Annotated in this window: 15 protein-coding genes, 3 tRNA genes and 1 pseudogene; 8 read left to right on the top strand and 11 right to left on the bottom strand. The window is 64.8% G+C overall.

The features are described from left to right. Window positions 1–531: 531 nt before the first annotated feature. The 3 genes from VAE53_RS06460 to VAE53_RS06450 form a co-directional block, all read right to left on the bottom strand. Complete coding sequence (locus VAE53_RS06460; RefSeq protein WP_322818549.1) at window positions 532–846, bottom strand: hypothetical protein; 315 nt, start codon at window positions 844–846, stop codon at window positions 532–534. Next, the gene (locus tag VAE53_RS06455) at window positions 843–1244 is read right to left on the bottom strand and encodes a hypothetical protein (RefSeq protein WP_322818548.1); all 402 of its coding nucleotides are present in this window, start codon (window positions 1242–1244) and stop codon (window positions 843–845) included. Before VAE53_RS06455 ends, VAE53_RS06460 begins: the two co-directional genes overlap by 4 nt. Window positions 1245–1953: 709 nt before the next feature. After that, window positions 1954–5331, bottom strand: a complete 3378-nt coding sequence (locus tag VAE53_RS06450; RefSeq protein ID WP_322818547.1) for a carboxyl transferase domain-containing protein — start codon at window positions 5329–5331, stop codon at window positions 1954–1956. Between the two features lie 115 nt (window positions 5332–5446). Here VAE53_RS06450 and VAE53_RS06445 point away from each other — a divergent pair, with 115 nt between their 5' ends. Then, window positions 5447–6481, top strand: a complete 1035-nt coding sequence (locus tag VAE53_RS06445) for a hypothetical protein (protein ID WP_322818546.1) — start codon at window positions 5447–5449, stop codon at window positions 6479–6481. 32 nt (window positions 6482–6513) lie between these two features. Here the strand turns inward: VAE53_RS06445 and ilvD are convergent, their stop codons facing one another. Further along, entirely contained in the window at window positions 6514–8187 is a 1674-nt protein-coding gene (ilvD, locus tag VAE53_RS06440) for a dihydroxy-acid dehydratase (protein ID WP_322818545.1), read from the bottom strand. Between the two features lie 110 nt (window positions 8188–8297). Between ilvD and VAE53_RS06435 the strand changes: the two genes are divergently transcribed. Continuing rightward, a complete protein-coding gene (locus VAE53_RS06435; protein ID WP_322818544.1) occupies window positions 8298–8774 on the top strand; it encodes a helix-turn-helix domain-containing protein in 477 nt (158 codons plus the stop codon). A gap of 9 nt (window positions 8775–8783) precedes the next feature. On the opposite strand, the gene VAE53_RS06430 is transcribed toward VAE53_RS06435, so the two are convergent. Further along, window positions 8784–9698, bottom strand: a complete 915-nt coding sequence (locus VAE53_RS06430) for a mechanosensitive ion channel family protein (RefSeq protein ID WP_322818543.1) — start codon at window positions 9696–9698, stop codon at window positions 8784–8786. Then, window positions 9695–11866, bottom strand: a complete 2172-nt coding sequence (locus VAE53_RS06425; protein ID WP_322818542.1) for a UvrD-helicase domain-containing protein — start codon at window positions 11864–11866, stop codon at window positions 9695–9697. The genes VAE53_RS06430 and VAE53_RS06425 overlap by 4 nt, the downstream gene beginning before the upstream one ends. Before the next feature lie 106 nt (window positions 11867–11972). Here VAE53_RS06425 and VAE53_RS13185 point away from each other — a divergent pair, with 106 nt between their 5' ends. Next, window positions 11973–12635 (top strand): zinc ribbon domain-containing protein, encoded by a 663-nt coding sequence (locus VAE53_RS13185; RefSeq protein WP_369294034.1) that lies wholly within the window; start codon window positions 11973–11975, stop codon window positions 12633–12635. 52 nt (window positions 12636–12687) lie between these two features. Here VAE53_RS13185 and VAE53_RS06420 read toward each other — a convergent pair whose 3' ends face one another. Beyond that, a complete protein-coding gene (locus tag VAE53_RS06420) occupies window positions 12688–13560 on the bottom strand; it encodes a DRTGG domain-containing protein (RefSeq protein ID WP_322818541.1) in 873 nt (290 codons plus the stop codon). A gap of 100 nt (window positions 13561–13660) precedes the next feature. Between VAE53_RS06420 and VAE53_RS06415 the strand changes: the two genes are divergently transcribed. From VAE53_RS06415 to VAE53_RS06395, 5 genes are all read left to right on the top strand, one after another. Beyond that, entirely contained in the window at window positions 13661–14146 is a 486-nt protein-coding gene (locus tag VAE53_RS06415; RefSeq protein ID WP_322818540.1) for a 6-carboxytetrahydropterin synthase, read from the top strand. A gap of 35 nt (window positions 14147–14181) precedes the next feature. Continuing rightward, on the top strand, window positions 14182–14727 hold the full coding sequence (locus VAE53_RS06410; RefSeq protein WP_322818539.1) for a hypothetical protein: 546 nt from the start codon (window positions 14182–14184) through the stop codon (window positions 14725–14727). Window positions 14728–14784: 57 nt separating this feature from the next. Next, a tRNA-Gly gene (locus VAE53_RS06405) sits at window positions 14785–14859 on the top strand. Window positions 14860–14928: 69 nt separating this feature from the next. Next, a tRNA-Leu gene (locus VAE53_RS06400) sits at window positions 14929–15014 on the top strand. Window positions 15015–15051: 37 nt separating this feature from the next. Beyond that, a tRNA-Gln gene (locus VAE53_RS06395) sits at window positions 15052–15125 on the top strand. A gap of 35 nt (window positions 15126–15160) precedes the next feature. Here the strand turns inward: VAE53_RS06395 and VAE53_RS06390 are convergent. The 4 genes and pseudogenes from VAE53_RS06390 to VAE53_RS06375 form a co-directional block, all read right to left on the bottom strand. Beyond that, the gene (locus VAE53_RS06390; protein WP_322818538.1) at window positions 15161–15808 is read right to left on the bottom strand and encodes a TrkA family potassium uptake protein; all 648 of its coding nucleotides are present in this window, start codon (window positions 15806–15808) and stop codon (window positions 15161–15163) included. 2 nt (window positions 15809–15810) lie between these two features. After that, window positions 15811–17199 carry a potassium transporter TrkG gene (locus VAE53_RS06385; RefSeq protein ID WP_322818537.1) on the bottom strand — a complete coding sequence of 463 codons (1389 nt, stop codon included), beginning with the start codon at window positions 17197–17199 and terminating at the stop codon, window positions 15811–15813. Window positions 17200–17292: 93 nt separating this feature from the next. Beyond that, window positions 17293–18942, bottom strand: coding sequence for a long-chain fatty acid--CoA ligase (locus VAE53_RS06380; RefSeq protein WP_322818536.1), 1650 nt, complete (start codon window positions 18940–18942; stop codon window positions 17293–17295). 86 nt (window positions 18943–19028) lie between these two features. Further along, window positions 19029–19223 (bottom strand): annotated as a pseudogene (locus tag VAE53_RS06375) (phosphatidylinositol kinase); the annotation flags it as partial.

Below are 19223 nucleotides of genomic sequence, written 5' to 3'. Positions count from 1 at the left end.
ACGCTGAATTTCGGGGATGGCAATCTCGCCGGACTTAACCCAGGTGAGCAGGGTCTCGATGGGATGCGGGGTCACAGAATAGCGCTGTGTGGACATTAGTCCTCTCCAAAACCCCCGCGGCATTCCGTTTGCTTCGGTCTCCACCGCTAGGATGTCGGCCTCGCTCTCCTCTGGCGGCGGCGGGGGTAACGGTAGACGTTGAGATCGGAGTGGAGTTCGTGGGCAACGATTCCAGCCCGGCGATCCTCCAGGTTGGACTTGGTTGTGTCAACGCGGGCGGACGGCACATGTGGCCTAGCCGCGCGTGGGGGATCGTCGCGCACTATGCCGCCGTTGTGCTTCCAGTTGTTGCCGTAGGGCACATTCGCGATCAGGTAGTCTGCCGCTTGTGCGAAGGTCGAGGGACAGGACGCTCCGGAAAAAAAGCTATCCGCGTCTCGGCCGGTGGTATCCTTCATCTAGAGGCTGGATGTGCGCAACGCCTACGCCTCCGGGTCCGTTCCTCCTCCGGGTCCCCTCCTGGCAGAAGAGCTACATCGCGCCCTCGGGGTTGATGGCCGGGCGGACGCTCCCACCGTTCCTACGCCGGCCGAGTGTGATGTGCTCCTTGCCGCTCACAGGCATGCCGCCCGAGCCGAAGCGGAGGGCACACCCCGCGCGGACCACGCCCCACTGCGTCATGCCGACCTCGTCGGCGAGCTCCGTCAGGTCCACGGTCAACTGCACGACGTCGGGCGGCGTGAAGTGCTGGCGGGCATTTTCATTCAGCGCCTCGAAGACCACGCCCAGCGGCGGGTTGTCGACCTTCTCTCGGTGGAGGTCAACACGTCCGAAGCGGTCGCTCACCCGGAAGAGCAGCCCCGCCTCGCCCGGCTTGCTAGTGGTGGTTCGAAATCGAATTTCTCGAGCATCTGGCGCATGTTCGGGCTGAACCCAGCGATGAGCTTGCGCAGATTGGCGGCGAGGTTCGTCGCGTCGGTCGGCAACTTCTCGAAGTCGTAGCGCGAGGTTTTATAGACGGCGTACCCGGACGCGCCTCGTAGCTGGGCATCGGTGTCGGCCAGGCCTTTCCCCTCGAGCTGCTCCTGCCGTTCGAAAACGCCCGGTGGTGTTGGCCAGCACTCGGCCCAGACGCCGCCGCACCGTGAGCGGCAGGATAACGCCCCGTTGCGTGTCGCGATTGAACGTGTCGCGGATGAGATGCCCCACACTTCGGAGAAGCTGACAAGCTCGCCCTGGTCCACTCATTGGCCCTTCAGGCTAGATACGGCATACCGGCCCAGCAACTTCGTTGCTCGAAAACGTTCTGGAGCGATTTGGTCCGAGCGTGCAGCTTGGAGCATGCCGGTAGATTCGATTTCGAGGGTCGCTGGCTCTTCTTCCGACTGGGTCGGCAGGGGTCGAGACCAGCCGCATGCCCGAATCCGGATTGGGAAAGACCGAGTCCACGAGCGGCGTCGCATCCGTTCGCGATCGAACCGTCAGGTCCTGGTGGCGGAGCGCCGCCGGTGACCCTCCGGTGGGTCGCCACCCAGCCAGGAGAAGCCGCTCATGGCCTGAGGGACGCACGCCTGCCCCTTTCGCAGCAGGTCAGACTGGGCAGTGTCGCGACGGCAAGTTGGGCGACCTCGGGCAGTGCCTGGCCAGCGTCCTCCGCAATCACGCTCGGTCACGATTGCTGTTCCAGTCCCGCGTTTCGCGCGAACAAGAACTCCCATCGCTCGGCGAATACCCGCGGCCGAAAATGGGCAGCAGCCGCCTCTCCAGTTGTCCCTGACGGCCGGCCTTGGAAGCCGTCGTCTTGCTTGAACGCTCGGGGCAGGGTGCGATTGGGAGGACTTCCGATCCGCGCACCGCGCGAAAACCTGACAATCCCCGAATGCGTCCCGCCCAGGCGAAAGTCAAGCGCGCCGAGCGATACCGTCGTCCATCGCGGACACCAGCTCGTCTCGGTCACCAGGCGTCGATGTTCGGCCGCTTCTTGCCGTCGCGCGCCAAGGGTGGACGAATCGCCGCGAGCAGAGCCGTCAGCCAACTTCGCGTCTCCGCAGGGTCGATGGCATCGTCGACTTCGAACAACGAGGCCTGGTTGAGCGCCTTACCCCGTTCGTACGCCCGGGCGACCATCTCCTCGTAGAACTGACGTCGTTTCGCTGGATCTTCGATCGCAGCCAGCTCGTTCCGGTAGCCGAGCTTCACCGACCCTTCCAGCCCCATGCCACCGAACTCTGCCGTCGGCCACGCCACCGTGAAAAACGGACGGTGGTACGTGCCGCCGGCCATCGCAATCGCGCCCAGTCCGTAGGCCTTCCGCAGGATCACCGTGAAAGTCGGGACCGAAATGTTCGCTCCAGTGAGGAAGACCCGCGCCGCATGACGAACGAGCGCCGTCTTCTCGACCTCCGGCCCCACCATGATCCCCGGCGTATCGCAGAGGTACACGATGGGCAGGTCGAACGCATCGCAAAGCTGCATGAATCGTGCCGCTTTGTCGGCGCCGTCCGAGTCGATCGCCCCGCCAAGATGGGCTGGATTGTTCGCCACCACGCCCACCGCTCGTCCCTCGACCCGGGCGAGTGCCGTAATCATCCCGACGCCGAAGCGTGGCCTCAGCTCGAGCACCGAACCAGCGTCGAACAGAAGGTGGATTACCCGGCGAACGTCGTAGACGCGGAGCCGATTCTCCGGCACCACGTGCCGCAAAAGGCGTTGGTCGGCAACCTCCCAGTTCGGGAGCGGCCCCTGAAAATACGCGAGGTAGCGTTTCGCGACCTCGACCGCCTCTGCCTCGTCCTTCACGAGGATGTCGATCACCCCGTCGGGGACCTGCACCGACGTCGGGCCGATGTCTTCCGGCGCGTAGATGCCCAGGCCACCACCTTCGATCATCGCCGGTCCGCCCATTCCAATGTTCGCGTCCTCCGTCGCGATGACGACGTCGCAGCAGCCCAAGAGGGCAGCGTTGCCAGCGAAGCACCGGCCCGTCGTAATGCCGATCATCGGTACCAGTCCCGACAGCTGGGCGAACCGGGTGAACGTCGGCGGCGAGAGCGCACTCGCGACCATGTCCGTATCGCCCGGGCGTCCGCCTCCCCCTTCGGCAAAGAGGATGAATGGCAGGCGGCCCTTCTCCGCCACATCGATAATCCGGTCGGTCTTGCGGTGGTTCTGGCCGCCTTGTGTGCCGGCGAGCACGGTGTAGTCGTAGGCCATGATCGCGCAGCGGCTCGCCGGGTCGCCGAATAGATGCCCGTTGACCTGCCCGACCCCCGTTATCAGTCCGTCGGCAGGGGTTTTTTCGATGAGTTCCTCGAGTGAGCGGCGCGCTCGCTGAGCCGCAAGCACCAGCGGACCGTACTCGATAAAACTTCCCGGGTCGCAAAGGTGCGCGATGTTCTCCCTCGCCGTTCGGTGACCGGTCGCATGGCGCCGTGCCACCGCCTCCGGTCGCCGCTCATCGCGAGTTCGGGCGCGTCGTTCGAGCACCTCCGCCAGGTCAGGCCGAATGAGGTCGAGATCGAACTCGACTTCCCCACTGCTGCCCTCTTCCTGTGCTTCCCCCGGCGCATACGTAAAGAGGAGTGCCCCTTCGACAACCGGCAGCCCGACGGTCGCCTCGACGCGTACGACCGTCCCCGGGCCCGGCGCAACGACCTCATGTTCCATCTTCATCGCTTCCATGACGGCGAGGACCTGCCCCGTCCGCACAGATACCCCAGGTTCGACCGAAACGGCGATCACCGTGCCCTGGAGGGGGGCCCGAATAGCCCGCTCTCCCGCGGCTACGTCTCCCGATGGCGCCCGGCTGGCAGCGCCGGACGGGGCCCGTTTGCCGTACTCCAGGACAGCGAGCGGATCGTCGGTGTCGACGCGCGCGCCGGCTATTGCCGGCCCACGAGCAATGCTTTCCCTGGCCTCGCTCGTACGTAGCTGCTCAACTGCAGCAATCAGCTCGGCCGCATGTTCATCGATGAAGCGGGTGTAAAAATCGGTCGACGCAACTTCAGGACGTTCACAGAGGGCCCGAAGGAAGGCGATGTTCGTTTCCACACCTTCGACTTCGCACTCGCCCAGAGCCCGGCGGAGCCGCCTCAGCGCTCCCGGAAAGTTGCCCTCCGGAGCGTGGACCACCACCTTCGCGAGCAGAGAATCGAACGCCGGGTTCACCCGATAACCGGAAAAGGCTGCCGTGTCGACGCGAACCGAAGGCCCCGAGGGCGGCTCGAAACGGGTCAGCGTCCCAGCCGAAGGATAGGCGAGGCCGGCCGCCGTCATGCGCTCGGCGTTGACCCGGGCCTGGATGGCGAACCCCCGAGCCGGGGGCGGGCTGTCGGCGAGACCGAGCGCTGAGAGGGTCGAGCCTCCCGCGACCAAAAGTTGAATCGCCACGAGATCGAGCCCGGTGACCTCTTCCGTTACCGTGTGCTCTACTTGAAGGCGGGCGTTCGCTTCGATGAAGAACCACGGGGCGTCCGCATGGAGCCCGGCCGTGGTATCGACCAGGAACTCGAATGTCCCAAGTCCCCGGTATTGAAGGGCGCGCGCCATGGCGAGGCTCGCAGCGATCATGCGCTGGCGAAGCCCGTCCGGAAGCCCCGGGGCGGGCGCGATCTCGACAACCTTCTGATGGCGGCGCTGGAGACTGCACTCCCGCTCCCACGCATGCATCACAGCCCCGGTGCCATCGCCCAAGACTTGTACCTCGATGTGCCGGGCACGTTCGATGAACCGTTCAGCGTAGAGCGCTCCATTGCCAAATGCCGCTTCAGCTTCCGAACGCGCGCGCTCGTACGCGTTCTCGAGTTCGTCGAGTGTCCGCACGACCCGCACCCCACGGCCGCCACCGCCGGCCACCGCCTTCAGCACCATCGGCGCGCCATCGAGGCTCCCGAAAAATGCGCGAGCCCCATCGAGGTCGACTTCGTCCACGGTCCCGGGTATCACCGGCACGCCACATTCGGCTGCGAGCCGGCGGGCGGCCACTTTGTCGCCCAGCCGGGCGAGCGCGTCAGGCCGGGGGCCCACGAAGACCAGGCCGGCACTCTCGCAGGTGGATGCGAAGTCCGCTCGTTCGCTCAGGAACCCGTAGCCTGGGTGAATCGCGTCGCACCCAGAAGCAGTCGCTGCGGCAACCAGTGCGCCGACGTCGAGATAGGCAGCGACTCCGCTCCCCGACAGTTCGACCGCTTCATCCGCGCGGCGCACATGGAGGCTCTCCGCATCGTCGGAGGGCGCGACCGCCACGGTCGTGATACCCAGGTCCGCGGCAGCGCGAATGATGCGGAGGGCCACTTCTCCACGATTGGCAATCAGTAGACGTCGAATCGGCATCGCCAGTCAGCACGCCAGTCAGCGTGCACGAAGAATAGCCTCCTCGGCGCGTTCGCGCTGCCCAAGGTTGTCTTCGAAGGCAATTCGAATATCCTTTGCGGCAAGGAGTCGAAGCATGCACTACAGGATGTTGTGGGCCGGCGCGATGACGGGCCTCGCTCTCCACCTCGCGGGACTCGGGTGGGACGTGTACCGGCATTCGCACGATGCCACGCTGGCTCAACGCGAGGACGTTCTCTCCCTCACCAACCCATCCCACCTGATGATCGTCGGCGGGACGGCGCTCATGGCTGCGGCCCTCTTCGGCATCGCCGTAGCCTGGATGCAGGAGCGCCGCATCGGGGGTGAGGGTACGGCAGGCGTATTCCTGCGCGCTGCGGGACTGCCCGTCGTGGGCATCGCGGCCGCTGGAGCGATCTGGCTCGCATCACAGGCCAACACCGATACGCACGTCCACGACTTCCCCCACGACCATGCCTCGGCGACCGACGGCCTCGTTCGGAGCCCCGACCATGCCGGCGTCCCGGAATCCGCCCACAGCCATCCAGCGAGCACCGACGAGGCGGCTGCTATGGGCGAGGGCTCAGCGCACCACCACCACGCGGAAGTCCCCGTCACCGCAGAGCAGCTCCTCGCTGCATCGCAATTCGTCGCCAAGCTCGAAGGCTCACTGCAACCGTACGAAGATGTGCGCGCGGCCATGGCCGACGGCTACATCCAGATCACCCAGGATCTTCCAGGCATCGCCGCCCATTTCCTGCGTCCCGACTATCTGCGCGACGGCCGTCAAATGGACCCAGAACATCCGGAGGTTCTGTTGTATACCAAGCGGCTCGATGGTTCGTGGCGCCTCGTCGGGGCAATGTTCCTCGCCGAGGGGGTGACCGAGGAGCCGCCATCGTACTTCGGCCCGCTCGACGCATGGCACTACCATGAGAACCTCTGTTTCGTTGGCAGCGCCGTACGCGTCACGTCCAGCCAGGCAGAGTGCCCAGGATTGTTCACCGCCCGGACGCCCTGGCAACTCCACGTGTGGACAGTTCCCACCACCGGCGGCGTTTTCGCCCACGACATGCCGGAAATCTCCCCCGGTGCCTACCCCGGAGCGGTGCTGCCTGCCGCACAGGAGCTCCGGGCCCAGGCCCGCTAACAATCATCCGGAGGCTTATCCGCTGTCGGCGCTCAGGACGTGACGGCGCCCTTCGCGGCGCTCGAAACGAGCGCCGCGTACTTGGCGAAGACCCCCCGCTCGTACCTGGGCGGCCGGGGTTTCCATTCCGCGCGTCGACGCTCTAGCTCGTCGTCATCCACGTGGAGCGTGAGCCGACGATTGGTGACATCGAAGCTAATCCGGTCTCCCTCGCGGACAAGAGCGATCGGGCCACCGACAGCCGCCTCCGGGGCAACGTGCCCGGCCATCAGGCCTCGGGTCGCCCCGCTGAAACGGCCATCGGTGAGCAAGGCGACGGATTCTCCGAGCCCCTCGCCGACCAGCGCAGCGGTCACACCGAGCATTTCGCGCATGCCCGGGCCGCCCCGCGGGCCCTCGTTCCGAATGACTACCACGTCCCCCGCGTGAATCTGACGCTTCGTCACCGCCTGAAACGCATCTTCCTCGCACTCGAACACGCGCGCTGGGCCTTCATGGTAGAGCCGCTCGTGGCCGGCTACCTTGATCACGCACCCTTCTGGGGCGAGGTTCCCCTTCAAGATCACGAGCCCGCCGGTAGGCTTCAGGGCCTTTTCGACAGGCAAGATGACGTCCTGGCCGGGGGTCTCGATAGCCTCCGCGGCCTCCTCGGCGATCGTCCGGCCCGTCACGGTCATGACGTCGCCGTGGAGCTTGCCCGCATCGAGAAGGCGCCGGGCGAGGAGCCGCGTTCCGCCCGCGCGGTCCATGTCCAGCGCCACGTACCGCCCGCCTGGACGGAGGTCGCCGATCAGCGGCGTTCGTTCCGAAATCCGGTCGAAATCATCGATGTCGAGCGGCACGCCAGCCTCGTGGGCGAGCGCCAAGAGGTGGAGCACCGCGTTCGTCGACCCGCCCGTCGATGCCGCGCAAATGATCCCATTCTCGAATGCCTTTCGAGACAAGATCTGTCGAGGGAGGAGTCCCTCGTTCAACACGTGCATGACGAGCTCGCCCGCCCGGAAAGCGACCTCGCGCTTCCGCGCATCCGTAGCCCCCACCGTCGCGCTACCCATTGGCGAAAGCCCCATGAACTCGAGCACCGTCGCCATCGTGTTCGCGGTGTACTGGGCACCACAGGCCCCGGCCCCCGGGCAGGCAGCATCGACAATCTCCTCCAGCTCTTCCTCGGAGATCGTTCCGGCGGCCTGCTGCCCTACCCCTTCGAACACATCCTGAATCGTGATGTCGCGACCGCGGTACCGTCCGGGGGCAATCGACCCCCCATACAGGACGAGCCCCGGGATGTTGAGTCGGGCGAGGGCCATGGCCGCGGCCGGAATCGTCTTGTCGCAGCCCACGATGATGACTGCCGCATCGAACGAGTAACCAATAGCGGCAAGCTCGATCGAGTCCGCGATGACCTCTCGCGATACCAGCGAGGCTTTCATGCCCTCCGTACCCATCGAGATCCCGTCCGAGATCGCGATGGTGTTCACCTCCATCGGCGTACCGCCGGCTGCCCGCACGCCAGCCATCACCTCAGCCGCGAGCTCGCGATGATTGAAGTTGCACGGCATCGTGCCAATCCACGAGTGCGCAACCATCACCAGGGGCCGCTTCAAGTCGTCCGAAGAAAACCCGACCGACTTGAGGTACGAGCGAGCCGGCGCTCGTCCTGGTCCATCGACGAGGATGCGGCTTCGGGCACGAGGGTCGTAGGTCATGCTGCGCTCCGGACTGGCTTCGTTTCACAGAAGCTTACTCGCTGTGCGCTTCCCGTTCGAATGGTAGCGAGTTGTTCGAAGCAACCCGCTCCCTGTGGTAAGCTCACCTCATGCGACGCACGAGCTTTGCCGAGATGCCCTGCTCGGTCGCCCGGACACTCGAGGTCATCGGCGAATGGTGGACAATGCTCGTCATCCGCGAGGCATTCAATGGCGTCCGCCGATTCGACGAGTTTCACTCTCGGCTCGGCATCGCCCGGAACGTGCTCGCTGCACGCCTCCAGCGGCTCGTCGAACACGGTGTGCTCGAACGTCGCCAATACCAGGATCGCCCGCCCCGCTGCGAGTACCGCCTCACGGAAAAGGGTCGAGACCTCTACCCCGTTCTCGTCGCCATGCTCGCCTGGGGTGACAAGTGGATGGCCGGACCCGAGGGCCCACCCGTCACCTTGATTCACTCCTGCGGTCATGCCCTCGGTTCCCACCTCGTCTGTAGCTCGTGCGGTGAGCCTGTCGACCCCCGTCAGATTCGCCCTCAGTACAACATCGCCAAGACATCCTCCGCTGTCGCCGACGCCGACGCCTAGGGCTGCGCCTCAATCGCCTGCCTGGTCCCCCGTGCCGGGGACACGCGCTTCTCGCTGGCGCGGCAACACCTGAATCTCGTGACGGTACGGGATCTCGATCCCGTCCCGATCGAATCGGTCCTTGATTCGGCGTCGCAGCTCGCCCATCAGCTCCCACTTCTTGAACGCTCGCACATCGCCCACGACTTTCAACTCGACGCCGTCTTCCGCGAGCGCATCCACCCGCAAAACGCTCGGCGTACTCAAAAAATCGTCGGCCCGCTCCGATGCGAGCCGTTCGCACTCCTCGTTGATGACACCGATCACCCGCTCGAGATCCTCTTCGTATGCCACGAGGACGTTCAGGTTCACGCGGCTGAATCCCTGTGTCATATTCGTCGCCACGCTGATAGCGCTGTTCGGGACGATGTGGACGTTCCCGTCGAGATCGCGGAGCACCGTACGGCGTGGAGTGATTTCGATGACCTGACCACTGACGTCCGCAACGCGGACGATATCGCCAACGACGTACTGCCCCTCCACGATGATGAAAAGCCCGTTGATGACGTCCTTGATCAGCGTCTGGGCGGCGAGGCCAATCGCGATGCCCGCAACCCCCACACCGGCGATCAGTGCCGACACCTGCACACCCAGCTGATCGAGCACGATGGCTGTTGCCACGAACGCAAGCATGATGTCGAAGAGCCAGCCGAGGGTCCCGAGCAGCGTGTCGGTGCGCCGCCGCGCAACCTCGATGTCCTCGCCACGGCTCACCGCTGCTCGATGCGCCGCCCGCCGCACGACCCCGGTCACTACCCGCTTGACGAAAATCCGGAGGACCACGATAGCTACAAGGACGGCCAGGATCGTGACGCCGTTCTCCCGGAGCCAGTTTTGCCAGTCATCGGCCGAGGTCGGAACGAGGAAAGGAAGCTTGCCGATCATACCGGCCTGAGCTTCGCATAGGTTTGCAGAAGGCGCCGCGTCCCCGCTTTGTCGAACTCGACCACGTACTCGACCTCGCCACCGTTCATCCGCGCCTCTGTCACGACACCTTCGCCGAATTTCGCGTGGACGACCCGCGTTCCCGGTGGGAAGGCCGTGTCGTCAGCTGCGGGAAGCTCGGGGGTGAGATGCCCCGCCCCGACTGCGGCTTCGACGTAACCCCGCGGCGCGGCGCCGTACGGCCGCTTCACGCTAGCCGGAATGTCGCCGATGAACCGCGATGGCGGGTTCGCCGTGCTGGTGCCGAACGCCATCCGACGGTACGCCCGAGTCAGGTACAGCAGGTCCATCGCTCGGGTGATGCCGACATAACAAAGTCGGCGCTCCTCAGCCAGCCGAGCCGGGTCATCGAACGAACGAAGGTGTGGCAGGAGGCCTTCCTCCATCCCGACAAGAAAGACGACCGGAAACTCCAGCCCTTTTGCCGCGTGAAGCGTGATGAGCGTGACAGCATGGGCGGTTTCGTCGAGCGTGTCCTGGTCGGAAACGAGCGCCACATCCTGGAGAAACGTGGCGAGGTCGTTGCCCTCTCCGGCGACCTCTTCGTACTCCCTGAGCAGCGAATGGAGTTGGAGAACATTCTCGGTGCGTTCCTCCGAATCGTCTCCCTCGCCAAGATATTGCAGGTAACCTACCTCCTCCAGGAGACGTTCGAACAGCTCGCCAAGCGGCCCTTGTGCGTGGACCCGGAGCGATTCGATAACGTCGACGAAGAGCCCGATGGCGGTCGCGGCACGTCCCGATATGGAATCGGCCTCCCCGGCGGCAGCCAGCTGGCAAGCCTCCCAAAGGCTCAGGTCCTTCATCCGTGCCAGCTCCTGGAGCCGCTCGACGGTCCGGCTGCCGATGCCTCGTCCCGGGACGTTGATAATCCGCAACAGGCTCGCCTCGTCGGCCGGATTGTGGATAACGCGGAGGTAGGCCAGCAGGTCGCGGACCTCTCGCCGCTCGTAGAACCGTACGCCCCCCACTACCCGATATGGAATGCGATGCCGGACCATGGCCTCCTCGAACGGGCGCGACTGCGCATTCGTCCGGTAAAGCACAGCGAAGTCACGAAAGGTTCGACCCGCCGCAACAAGCCGAAGGATCTCCCGAGCGACAAATTCGCCCTCTTCCTCGTCGTTGTACGCTTCGTACCACAGGACAGGTTCCCCTCCGCGTCGGGCCGTCCAGAGCTTCATCTCTGCCCGGTCCGGGTTGCGCGAAATCACCCCTACCGCGGCTTCGAGGATGGGAACCGTGGAGCGATAGTTTTGCTCCAGTCGTGCCACGGCCGCATTACGGAAGTCACGCAAGAAATACTCGAAATTACGGATGTCCGCGCTGCGCCAAGAATAGATACTTTGGTCCGCATCCCCCACCACCGTGATGTTTCCATGTACCGATGCCAGGTCGCGCGCGAGCAGGTATTGCGCCGGGCTCGTGTCCTGAAACTCGTCGACGAGGACATGCCGGTAGCGGCCGGCCCACTTCTCCCGGAGCGCGGGTATTCGCAAAAGGTCGATGGCCCTCAGAAGCAGATCATCGAAATCGAGGGCCATCGCCCGCCTCAGGGCTGCCTCGTAAAGCACGTACGCTCGCGCCGCGACCTCCTCCGGATAGGTACGGGCGCGGCTGAGCGCCGCCTCCGGCGTGGTCAGTTCGCTCTTGTGGGCGGAGATGCGGGCGAGGACGCTCCGCGGTGTGAATTGGCGCGGGTCGATGCGCAGCTCATCGAGCACGCGCTTGATGACGCCCAGCTGATCGTCCTCGTCGTAGATCGAAAATTCGCTCGAGACGCCCACAGCCTCGCCGTCGATGCGAAGCCAGCGGGCGCACATGGCGTGGAAGGTCCCCATGTGCAGCAACAGGCCGTCTTCCCCCACCAAACTCGCCGCGCGCCCGCGCATCTCACGCGCCGCCTTGTTCGTGAACGTCACCGCCAGAATGTTCCAAGGTGCGAGGCGGCGCTCCCGGATGAGCCAGGCGATTCGATGGGTGATTACACGGGTCTTACCACTTCCCGGTCCGGCGAGGATGAGCAGCGCCCCATCGCCATGCGTCACAGCGGCGCGTTGCGCGTCGTTCAGGCCTGCCAGGATATCGTCGCCCGTGGGTCCGTCCACCCGCGGATCGTACCATTCGATCAGGCACCTGATCGATTGCATCGCTGCATCTTGGTCTGCCCTGCGGTAAGGTGATGCGGGGCTCGAACCCTCGTCGGAGCTGCACATGTTCGATTCCTGGCCCGGGGGCTCCTGGGAAGCCACAGTCCGATACCTGCTGGCCGTGCTGCTGCTCTACCTCGCTGCAGTTTGGGTGGCCCTCATCTTCTGGACCTATCGCGATATCCGACAGCGCACTCGGGACCCGGTACTCCAAACGGTCGCGGTCCTGCTCGTCTTGCTGTTCTTCCTCCCGGGCCACTGGGTCTACCTGATCGTTCGGCCCCGGTACACCCTGGTCGAGCTGTACGAACGCTCGCTCGAAGAGGAAGCACTTCTCCAAGAGCTCGAAGATCAGAAGGCGTGCCCGACCTGCAGACGGCGCGTGCATGACGATTTCCTCGTGTGCCCGTCGTGTCGCACCCAACTCAAAGAACCTTGCCGCCAGTGTGGGCGCCCGCTCAGCTACGCGTGGGTAGCCTGCCCCTACTGCGGTCTGGAAAAAGCTCCACGCGAAGGCTACGGGCCACGCCCGGCACGTGCACCACAGCCGCGCCAATTCGCCACCCCCGGGCCGGGCAGGGCGCCCGCTTCTCCGGCGCCGCGCCCAGCCGCGCAACCCACTCCCGCTCCCCCACAAGGCCGAATCGCGCGGGACCCATTCGGGGGACGAGCCACCCCACAACCCTCGACAGCCGACCCCGACGACGGGCCGATCATCGGCGGCTGAGCGAGCTGGGCATCGCACCGGCCGACCCGTTGCGGAGCCCCTAGCTTCAACGTCACGCCGTCACGGTCGTGATTCCGAGCACTGCCTCCACGAGGCCTGTCGGCTCCAGCAGCGCGCACATCCGTTCGAGCTTCCGTTCCCCACGGAACCGGGTCGATTCGAACACCCGCTCCAATGCGATAACCGTGTTCTCGGTGTCGGTCCGGGAAAGGACGACGGGCACTCCACTCGCGCCGGCGGCGTCGAGGGTATAGCCGCTAGGCTCCCGCCCACCGGTAAGGATGAGTGCATTGGGGTTTGCGCGCAGCGCCGCAAGATGCATGTCCGTCCGGTCGAAGCGTGCCACGACCGTCATCGACGGAAAACGGCGGAAATACGGCTGTCCGGCGTCCGAGCCAATGGGCGCGATGACCAGGTGATCCGAAGTCGTGTCGGCGGGAAGCTCGCCGGGCAGGATCACCTCGGCATGGAGCCAGCGCAGAGCCTCGTCGAGCGCGAACCCGGCCAGCGTGCGGTCTTCCCCTATCTCGACCCTCACGGGCCCGGCGCCGGAGCTTCGCGCCCCCGCAAGGCCTGGAACTGCGGTCGTCACCACCGCCACAGCGTCAACGGCGTCGGCTGCGTCTCCATGCCGGGACACCGCGATCACCGACGCGCCAGCGGGTACGGCTCCTACCGGACATTCGACGACGAGCACCTCGCCGGCCGCCGCGTCAGGGAGGGAAGCCACGGGCTCGGAAGGGCTTCCGGGCACGAAGTCCAGGCTGGCGAACCAAGCAGCATCTTCGGCAGCGTGCCCCGCCTCATCCGCGAGCCGGACGAGACGGGTAGGCGTGCCGCGGTACGCAAGTGCTCGGGCGATGGCGGCGGCAACACCCGTCTTGCCCGCACCAGACCGGACGGAAGTAACGGCGATGATGCTCACGCGAAGCTCCTGCGCCGGTTGGCGCCAAACTGGATTGTGACGAACCGAACGGATTGCGGCAACGCGCGCCCCATCTGGCCCGCGCGTTACGATTGGAGGCATGCAAACGCTGCGCAAAGTCACTGTCGAACGAAATCGATTGCGGTTCGCTGCTGCCCACATGGCCACCTTTGGCGGAACGTGCGAACCGCTTCACGGCCATAACTACGACGTCATCATCCAACTCGAAGGGCCACTCACTGACGATGGCTGGGTCTGGGACTTCGGTGCCGTCAAACGTGCCGCCCGCGAGCTCACCGAGCTGCTCGACCACAAGTTCCTTCTCCAGCGCAAAAGCCCGCACCTGCAAATCACCGAGCGCCCGGGCGAGTGGGAAATCGGATTCGGTGGGCGCACCTATCGCTTCCCTGCAAGCGATGTCCTGCCGCTCCCGATCCCAAACTCGACAGCCGAATGCATCGCCGAATGGTTTACCGGCCAGCTCATCCAGGCGTTGCAGCGAGAGGGCGCCACACATCTTCGCCGCGTCACCGTCGGCATCGAAGAAATGCCCGGGCAAGCCGGCTGGTATACACTGGAGCTGTGAGCGGAGCCCTTCCGCCGCAGCACCGGAGGATTCCCATGCAGCTCGACTGGGATAAAACCATCAACGAGATTCTCGCCGAGAAGCTCGCCTGTCAGGCCTGCGGAGCGCTCGGGGACCAGATGGTCGTGGGCTACACCCGTGAGCCGTCGGCAGCCGAATTCGCGGCACGATGCCGCGATTGCACCGACAAATCCGACTGCGACGCACGGAAGCTCGTCGTGGTTTGCGAGCCCTGCGCCCGCGTCCACCGAGTGAACGGCGAACTCATGGACGAAACCGGCATGATGACCATGATGCTCGAGGAGTGTCGCCGCAATCTCGAGGACTCCATCGATTATCTCTCCACCTACTGGAAAGAAGAAACCGACGTCTCCTACGACGACATGCAGAAAGGGCTCCACGAAGTCGATCCGGAGCTCTTCCGCGAGGAGGACGCGTGGCGGTTGAAGCTCGAAGAGGAGTACCTCCAGCTTCACCGGTGGTTCAGAGAGCATGGCATCCCCATTCCCGACCCGGGCTGGCGCAGCGAATACGTCGAAGAGGTCATCGGGCTCGGCTACACCACGCTCCTCGGCGATTGAGCGGGGCTCCCGGGCCTTTGGCGATGCGGACACCCGTGCTATACTTCGAGTCGTCAAGCGGAAGTAGCTCAGTGGTAGAGCGCCTCCTTGCCAAGGAGGAGGTCGCGAGTTCGAACCTCGTCTTCCGCTCCAGCTCGGCTATCACGCCCGCCACCCGCGGGCGTTCATTTTGCCCGCCGGGATGGGAGTATCATGGTCACAGCCGAAGTGGCGGAATGGCAGACGCGGCGGTCTCAAAAACCGCTGAGTGCAAGCTCGTGTGGGTTCGAATCCCACCTTCGGCACCACGCGAAACCGTTTCCCGGAGGGTGGCGCGCCTACCACTGCCGAGTGGTGTAACGGTAGCACACGGGCCTTTGGAGCCTATGGTCGGGGTTCGAATCCCTGCTCGGCAGCCACATACCCATCCCTTTCGTCGACAAACCGCCGCCGCCTAGCGCCCCGCCTTGCGGAGCTCGTCATCCTCTCCCGCAATCAGCCAGATGTCGCCATCCTCTACCACCACGTCCCGATCGGGCCGGAACGTCACGAGATTGTTCCGCACCATCGCCAACAACACCACGTTGTGCCGGGTAAAAGTCTCGAGCGAACCGATCGTCCGGCCCACCGCCGTGATCGGAGCCTGGAGCTTCGCCACTCCGTACGTCGGCCCCAGCGAAAGGTACTCTTGAAGATGGCTCGATGGCCCGAGCGTATGCGCCAGGCGAATCGCTGCCTCCTGCTCGGGGGCGACCACGAGGTCGGCGCCAGCGAGCCGGAGCGCTTCGGCGTGATCGTTCGTGCTCGCTTTCGCCACCACATAGCGAAGCGATAGACGTCGCTTCAGCGTGAGGGTCAACAAAACCGACGTCGCAATGTCCGAGCCAACGGCGACAACCACGGCGTCGTAGTCGTGGAGCGCAAGGCTCTGGAGGAATTCGAAGTTCGTCAGGTCGCCCGCCGCCGCTAGCGACGCTGTCTCCGCGAGCAGATTCACCCGCGAATCTTCCCGGTCGACCGCCAGCACCTCGACACCGATAGCCACTAGCTCCTCTGCCAGCTGGGAACCGAATCGGCCGAGCCCAAGGATTGCGACGTTCATGGCTAGCTCAACCTCACGCTGTCGACAGGATGGTGGTAGGCAACCTTGCGACGGGGGCGGTTCATGTACAGCACCAGCATCACCGGGCTGAAGCGGCCAGCCAGCATCGCAACGATGAGCACGAAGTGGGCGCTGGAACCCAGACTGACCGTCCCAGTGGTCGAAAGGCCGACCGTCGAAATCGCAGATTGCGCTTCGAAGACCAGGTCGATGAACGGCCGCTCTACCGCCATCGTCAGCGCGAAGGCGAATCCGAAGAGCAGCGCCACGTGGTACAGGGCGAGTGTCGTCGCCTGCTGAATCACCGCCGCCGGAATGCGCCGCCGAAATGCCGAAACCTCCTCCGAACCCCTCACCGTAGCGACCATGACCGCGAAGAGCAGGGCGAACGCACCCACCTTGAGGCCCCCTCCCGTCGACCCGGCCGCCGCTCCGACGAACATCAGACCAACGGTCGCGAGCTTCGTCTGGTCGTGCATCCCAGACAGGTCGATCGCGCTGAACCCCGCGGTCCGGGCGCTCGTACTCTGGAACAGCGCCACCAGCGGGCGTTCGATAGGGTCGAGACTCCCCAGGGTGCGGTCGTTGTTCCATTCGTCGGCCGCAGTGAACGTGGCGCCCGAAATCAGCAGGACGGCAGTCGTCGCCAGAATCAGCTTGTTGTCGAGTGGAAGCCGCGTGAACGAGCGCCTTCGCATGATCGTGACGACCGGGATAAACCCGATGCCACCCAGCACGATCAGCACGATGAGCGTGCCGAGGATGATCGGGTTTCCGGTATAGGGCGTCATATCCCGACCTGTCAGACTGAAGCCGGCATTGTTGAAGGCGGAGACGGAATGAAAGATCCCCCACCATGCCGCGGTCCCCGAAGATTCGCCCTCCGCGCGGAATGCCCCCCACAGCACCAGCGCACCTAGAGCCTCCGAGATGAACGTGAAGACCGCGACGCCGCGGGCGAACGAAAAGGTTTCGTGCATGCTCGGCGCGCCGTAGTAAAGGCGGAGCATGTTCCGGTCTCGAATGCCGATTCGCCGGCCCAATGCCCACATCACAACCGTCGTCCCGACCATGTAGCCCAGCCCGCCGATCTGGATGAGCACAAGGATCACCGCCTCACCGAAGGTGCTCCAGTGGGTCGGGGTGTCGACCACCGTCAGTCCGGTCACGCAAATCGCCGAAACCGCGGTGAAGAGCGCGTCCTTGGGATTCACCCAAGACCGCTCCTCCGAAGCGATAGGGGTCGAGAGGAGCAACGTCCCCGCCAGCAGGATGAGCCCGAAACCGATCGCAAGCTGCCCGATTCCGCTTCCCACCACCGGACGGCGGCGCTTGCCGACCATCTGCGTGGTGAGAATGCCGCGAGGTACCGCAGCCTGCGCGTCGCGCACCTTCAATCCTCGTCCTTCCCCGGCGGACGGCTGCATGTCCACCCCGGAGGGTGGTGCATCACGAGCGGACTGGCGTCCGGATGAAGGGCCACCTCAGTTCGTCGGCGAGGCAGCCCAGCGCTGGGCTACCTCGGCCAGCTGCTCCCGGAGCTGGTTTTTCGCGAACTTGCCCACACTCGTTCGCGGAAGTGCCTCGAGAAAAACGATTTCGTCCGGGAGCCACCATCTCGCGACCTTGTCGGCGAGGTAGGCCCGAATCTCCTCGGCAGTCACCTGACCCTTGTAGTCTGGCTTGGGCACCACGGCCGCCACCGGCCGTTCCTGCCAGCGCGGATGCGGCAGGCCCACGACCGCAGCCTCCAGCACCTTCGGGTGGGCCATGATCAGGTTCTCCAGCTCGACGGACGAGATCCACTCGCCCCCCGACTTGACGAGGTCCTTCGTCCGGTCGACCAGCTGGACGTACCCCAACGGGTCGACCGTTGCCACGTCGCCGGTTCGGAGCCAGCCGTCCATGAACTTCTCGCTCGCGGACGGGTCGTTGTAGTAGGTTCCCGTGATATACGGCCCCCGAATCTGGAGTTCGCCGATGGACTTGCCGTCCCACGGCTGATCCCTTCCAGTCTCGAGATCGACGATGCGCCATTCGAGCGTCGGGACGATAACCCCCTGCTTAGCCATTACCTCGAGCTGCTTCTCTCCAGGCCAATCCTGCATCGTGGAGCGAAGCCGAGTCAGCGAAGCCAGTGGCGACGTTTCCGTCATGCCCCAGGCGTGCACCAGGCGAATGCCGTGGCGCCTCAGGCCGGCAATGAGCGCAGGCGGCGCCGCCGAGCCACCGCAGAGGACCCGCTGCAGCTTGGGCAGCTTCCGTCCCGTCTGATCCAGAAGATTCAACACTGGGAGCCAAACGGTCGGAACACCCGCCGAGATGGTGATCCCTTCGCGGTCGAGCAAGTTCACCACCCGCTCGGCGTCCAAAAATCGGTCGGAGAACACCTGAGACGCGCCCGCGTTCGCCGCCGCGTAGGGTAGGCCCCAAGCGTTGGCGTGGAACATGGGGACCGCGTACATCAGCGTATCCGATTCCGAAATGTTGACCGAATCCGGAAGCGCGGCCACGAGCGAATGAATCATGGTCGACCGATGGGAATAGACGACACCCTTCGGATTCCCGGTCGTCCCCGAGGTGTAACACATCGCTGCCGCCGCCCGTTCATCGATGGCGGGCCAGGCGAACTGCGCATCGCCCGAACCGAGGAACTCGAAGTAGTCGACCGTGCGCGGCAGCTTGCCGGTCGGCTCCGGGCCCTCGTTCATCAACACCACCAGACGAACCGATGGGATCTTGTCCGCCAGCCCCTCGAGAATCGGCAGGACCGACCGGTCGCAGAAGATCACCTCGTCCTGCGCGTGGTTGATGATGTACTCGAGCTGGTCGTTGAAGAGCCGAACGTTGAGCGTATGGAGGACCGCGCCCATGCACGGGATGGCAAAGTAGCATTCGAGGTGGCGCTGGGTGTTCCACCCGAACGTTGCGATTCGGCTGCCTTCCCGCACGCCCTCCTTGGCGAGCGCACTCGCGAGACGATGCACATTCTGAACGAGCTCGCCGTAGGTCGAGCGGATGGCCTCGCCAGACTCGGTGTACGTCGCGAGAGGCTTGTCATAAAAGAGGCGTTCGACCCTCCAGAAGATGTTCTGAACGGTCAGGTCAATGTCCATCATCGTGCTGCGGAACATCGGAAAACCTCCTGTGCGCTAGCTCATCGCGGGCGCGCTACACATTACGAACGGCCGTGGAGAGCGCGCAAGCGATAGGGAACCGTTCAGATGAGCGGCCAGGGGTAGTGCCGCACCTCGCCGGGGACTGGGAAGCGCCCCGTCCGGAGGAGCCGTTCCGCCCGTCTCGCTATCGCTTCGAATTCCCGCGGGCTCAGGAGTTCCCGTACGCCTTCCGCTCGCGCATCATCCCCCATCAGCGCTGTCACGCCCACCACGATCTCGTCATAGAGAGCAGGTGG

This window comes from Tepidiforma sp., from assembly GCF_034432735.1.
In the GTDB taxonomy this organism is placed as follows: domain Bacteria; phylum Chloroflexota; class Dehalococcoidia; order Tepidiformales; family Tepidiformaceae; genus Tepidiforma.
This window is presented reverse-complemented; position numbering and strand designations above follow the sequence as displayed.

Bases quoted from the DNA above. Each gene is read 5' to 3' on its own strand.
- VAE53_RS06450 (WP_322818547.1), bottom strand. From the start codon at position 5,331: ATGCCGATTCGACGTCTACTGATTGCCAATCGTGGAGAAGTGGCCCTC.
- VAE53_RS06445 (WP_322818546.1), top strand. From the start codon at position 5,447: ATGCACTACAGGATGTTGTGGGCCGGCGCGATGACGGGCCTCGCTCTC.
- ilvD (WP_322818545.1), bottom strand. From the start codon at position 8,187: ATGACCTACGACCCTCGTGCCCGAAGCCGCATCCTCGTCGATGGACCA.
- VAE53_RS06435 (WP_322818544.1), top strand. From the start codon at position 8,298: ATGCGACGCACGAGCTTTGCCGAGATGCCCTGCTCGGTCGCCCGGACA.
- VAE53_RS06430 (WP_322818543.1), bottom strand. From the start codon at position 9,698: ATGATCGGCAAGCTTCCTTTCCTCGTTCCGACCTCGGCCGATGACTGG.
- VAE53_RS13185 (WP_369294034.1), top strand. From the start codon at position 11,973: ATGTTCGATTCCTGGCCCGGGGGCTCCTGGGAAGCCACAGTCCGATAC.
- VAE53_RS06415 (WP_322818540.1), top strand. From the start codon at position 13,661: ATGCAAACGCTGCGCAAAGTCACTGTCGAACGAAATCGATTGCGGTTC.
- VAE53_RS06410 (WP_322818539.1), top strand. From the start codon at position 14,182: ATGCAGCTCGACTGGGATAAAACCATCAACGAGATTCTCGCCGAGAAG.
- VAE53_RS06390 (WP_322818538.1), bottom strand. From the start codon at position 15,808: ATGAACGTCGCAATCCTTGGGCTCGGCCGATTCGGTTCCCAGCTGGCA.
- VAE53_RS06380 (WP_322818536.1), bottom strand. From the start codon at position 18,942: ATGTTCCGCAGCACGATGATGGACATTGACCTGACCGTTCAGAACATC.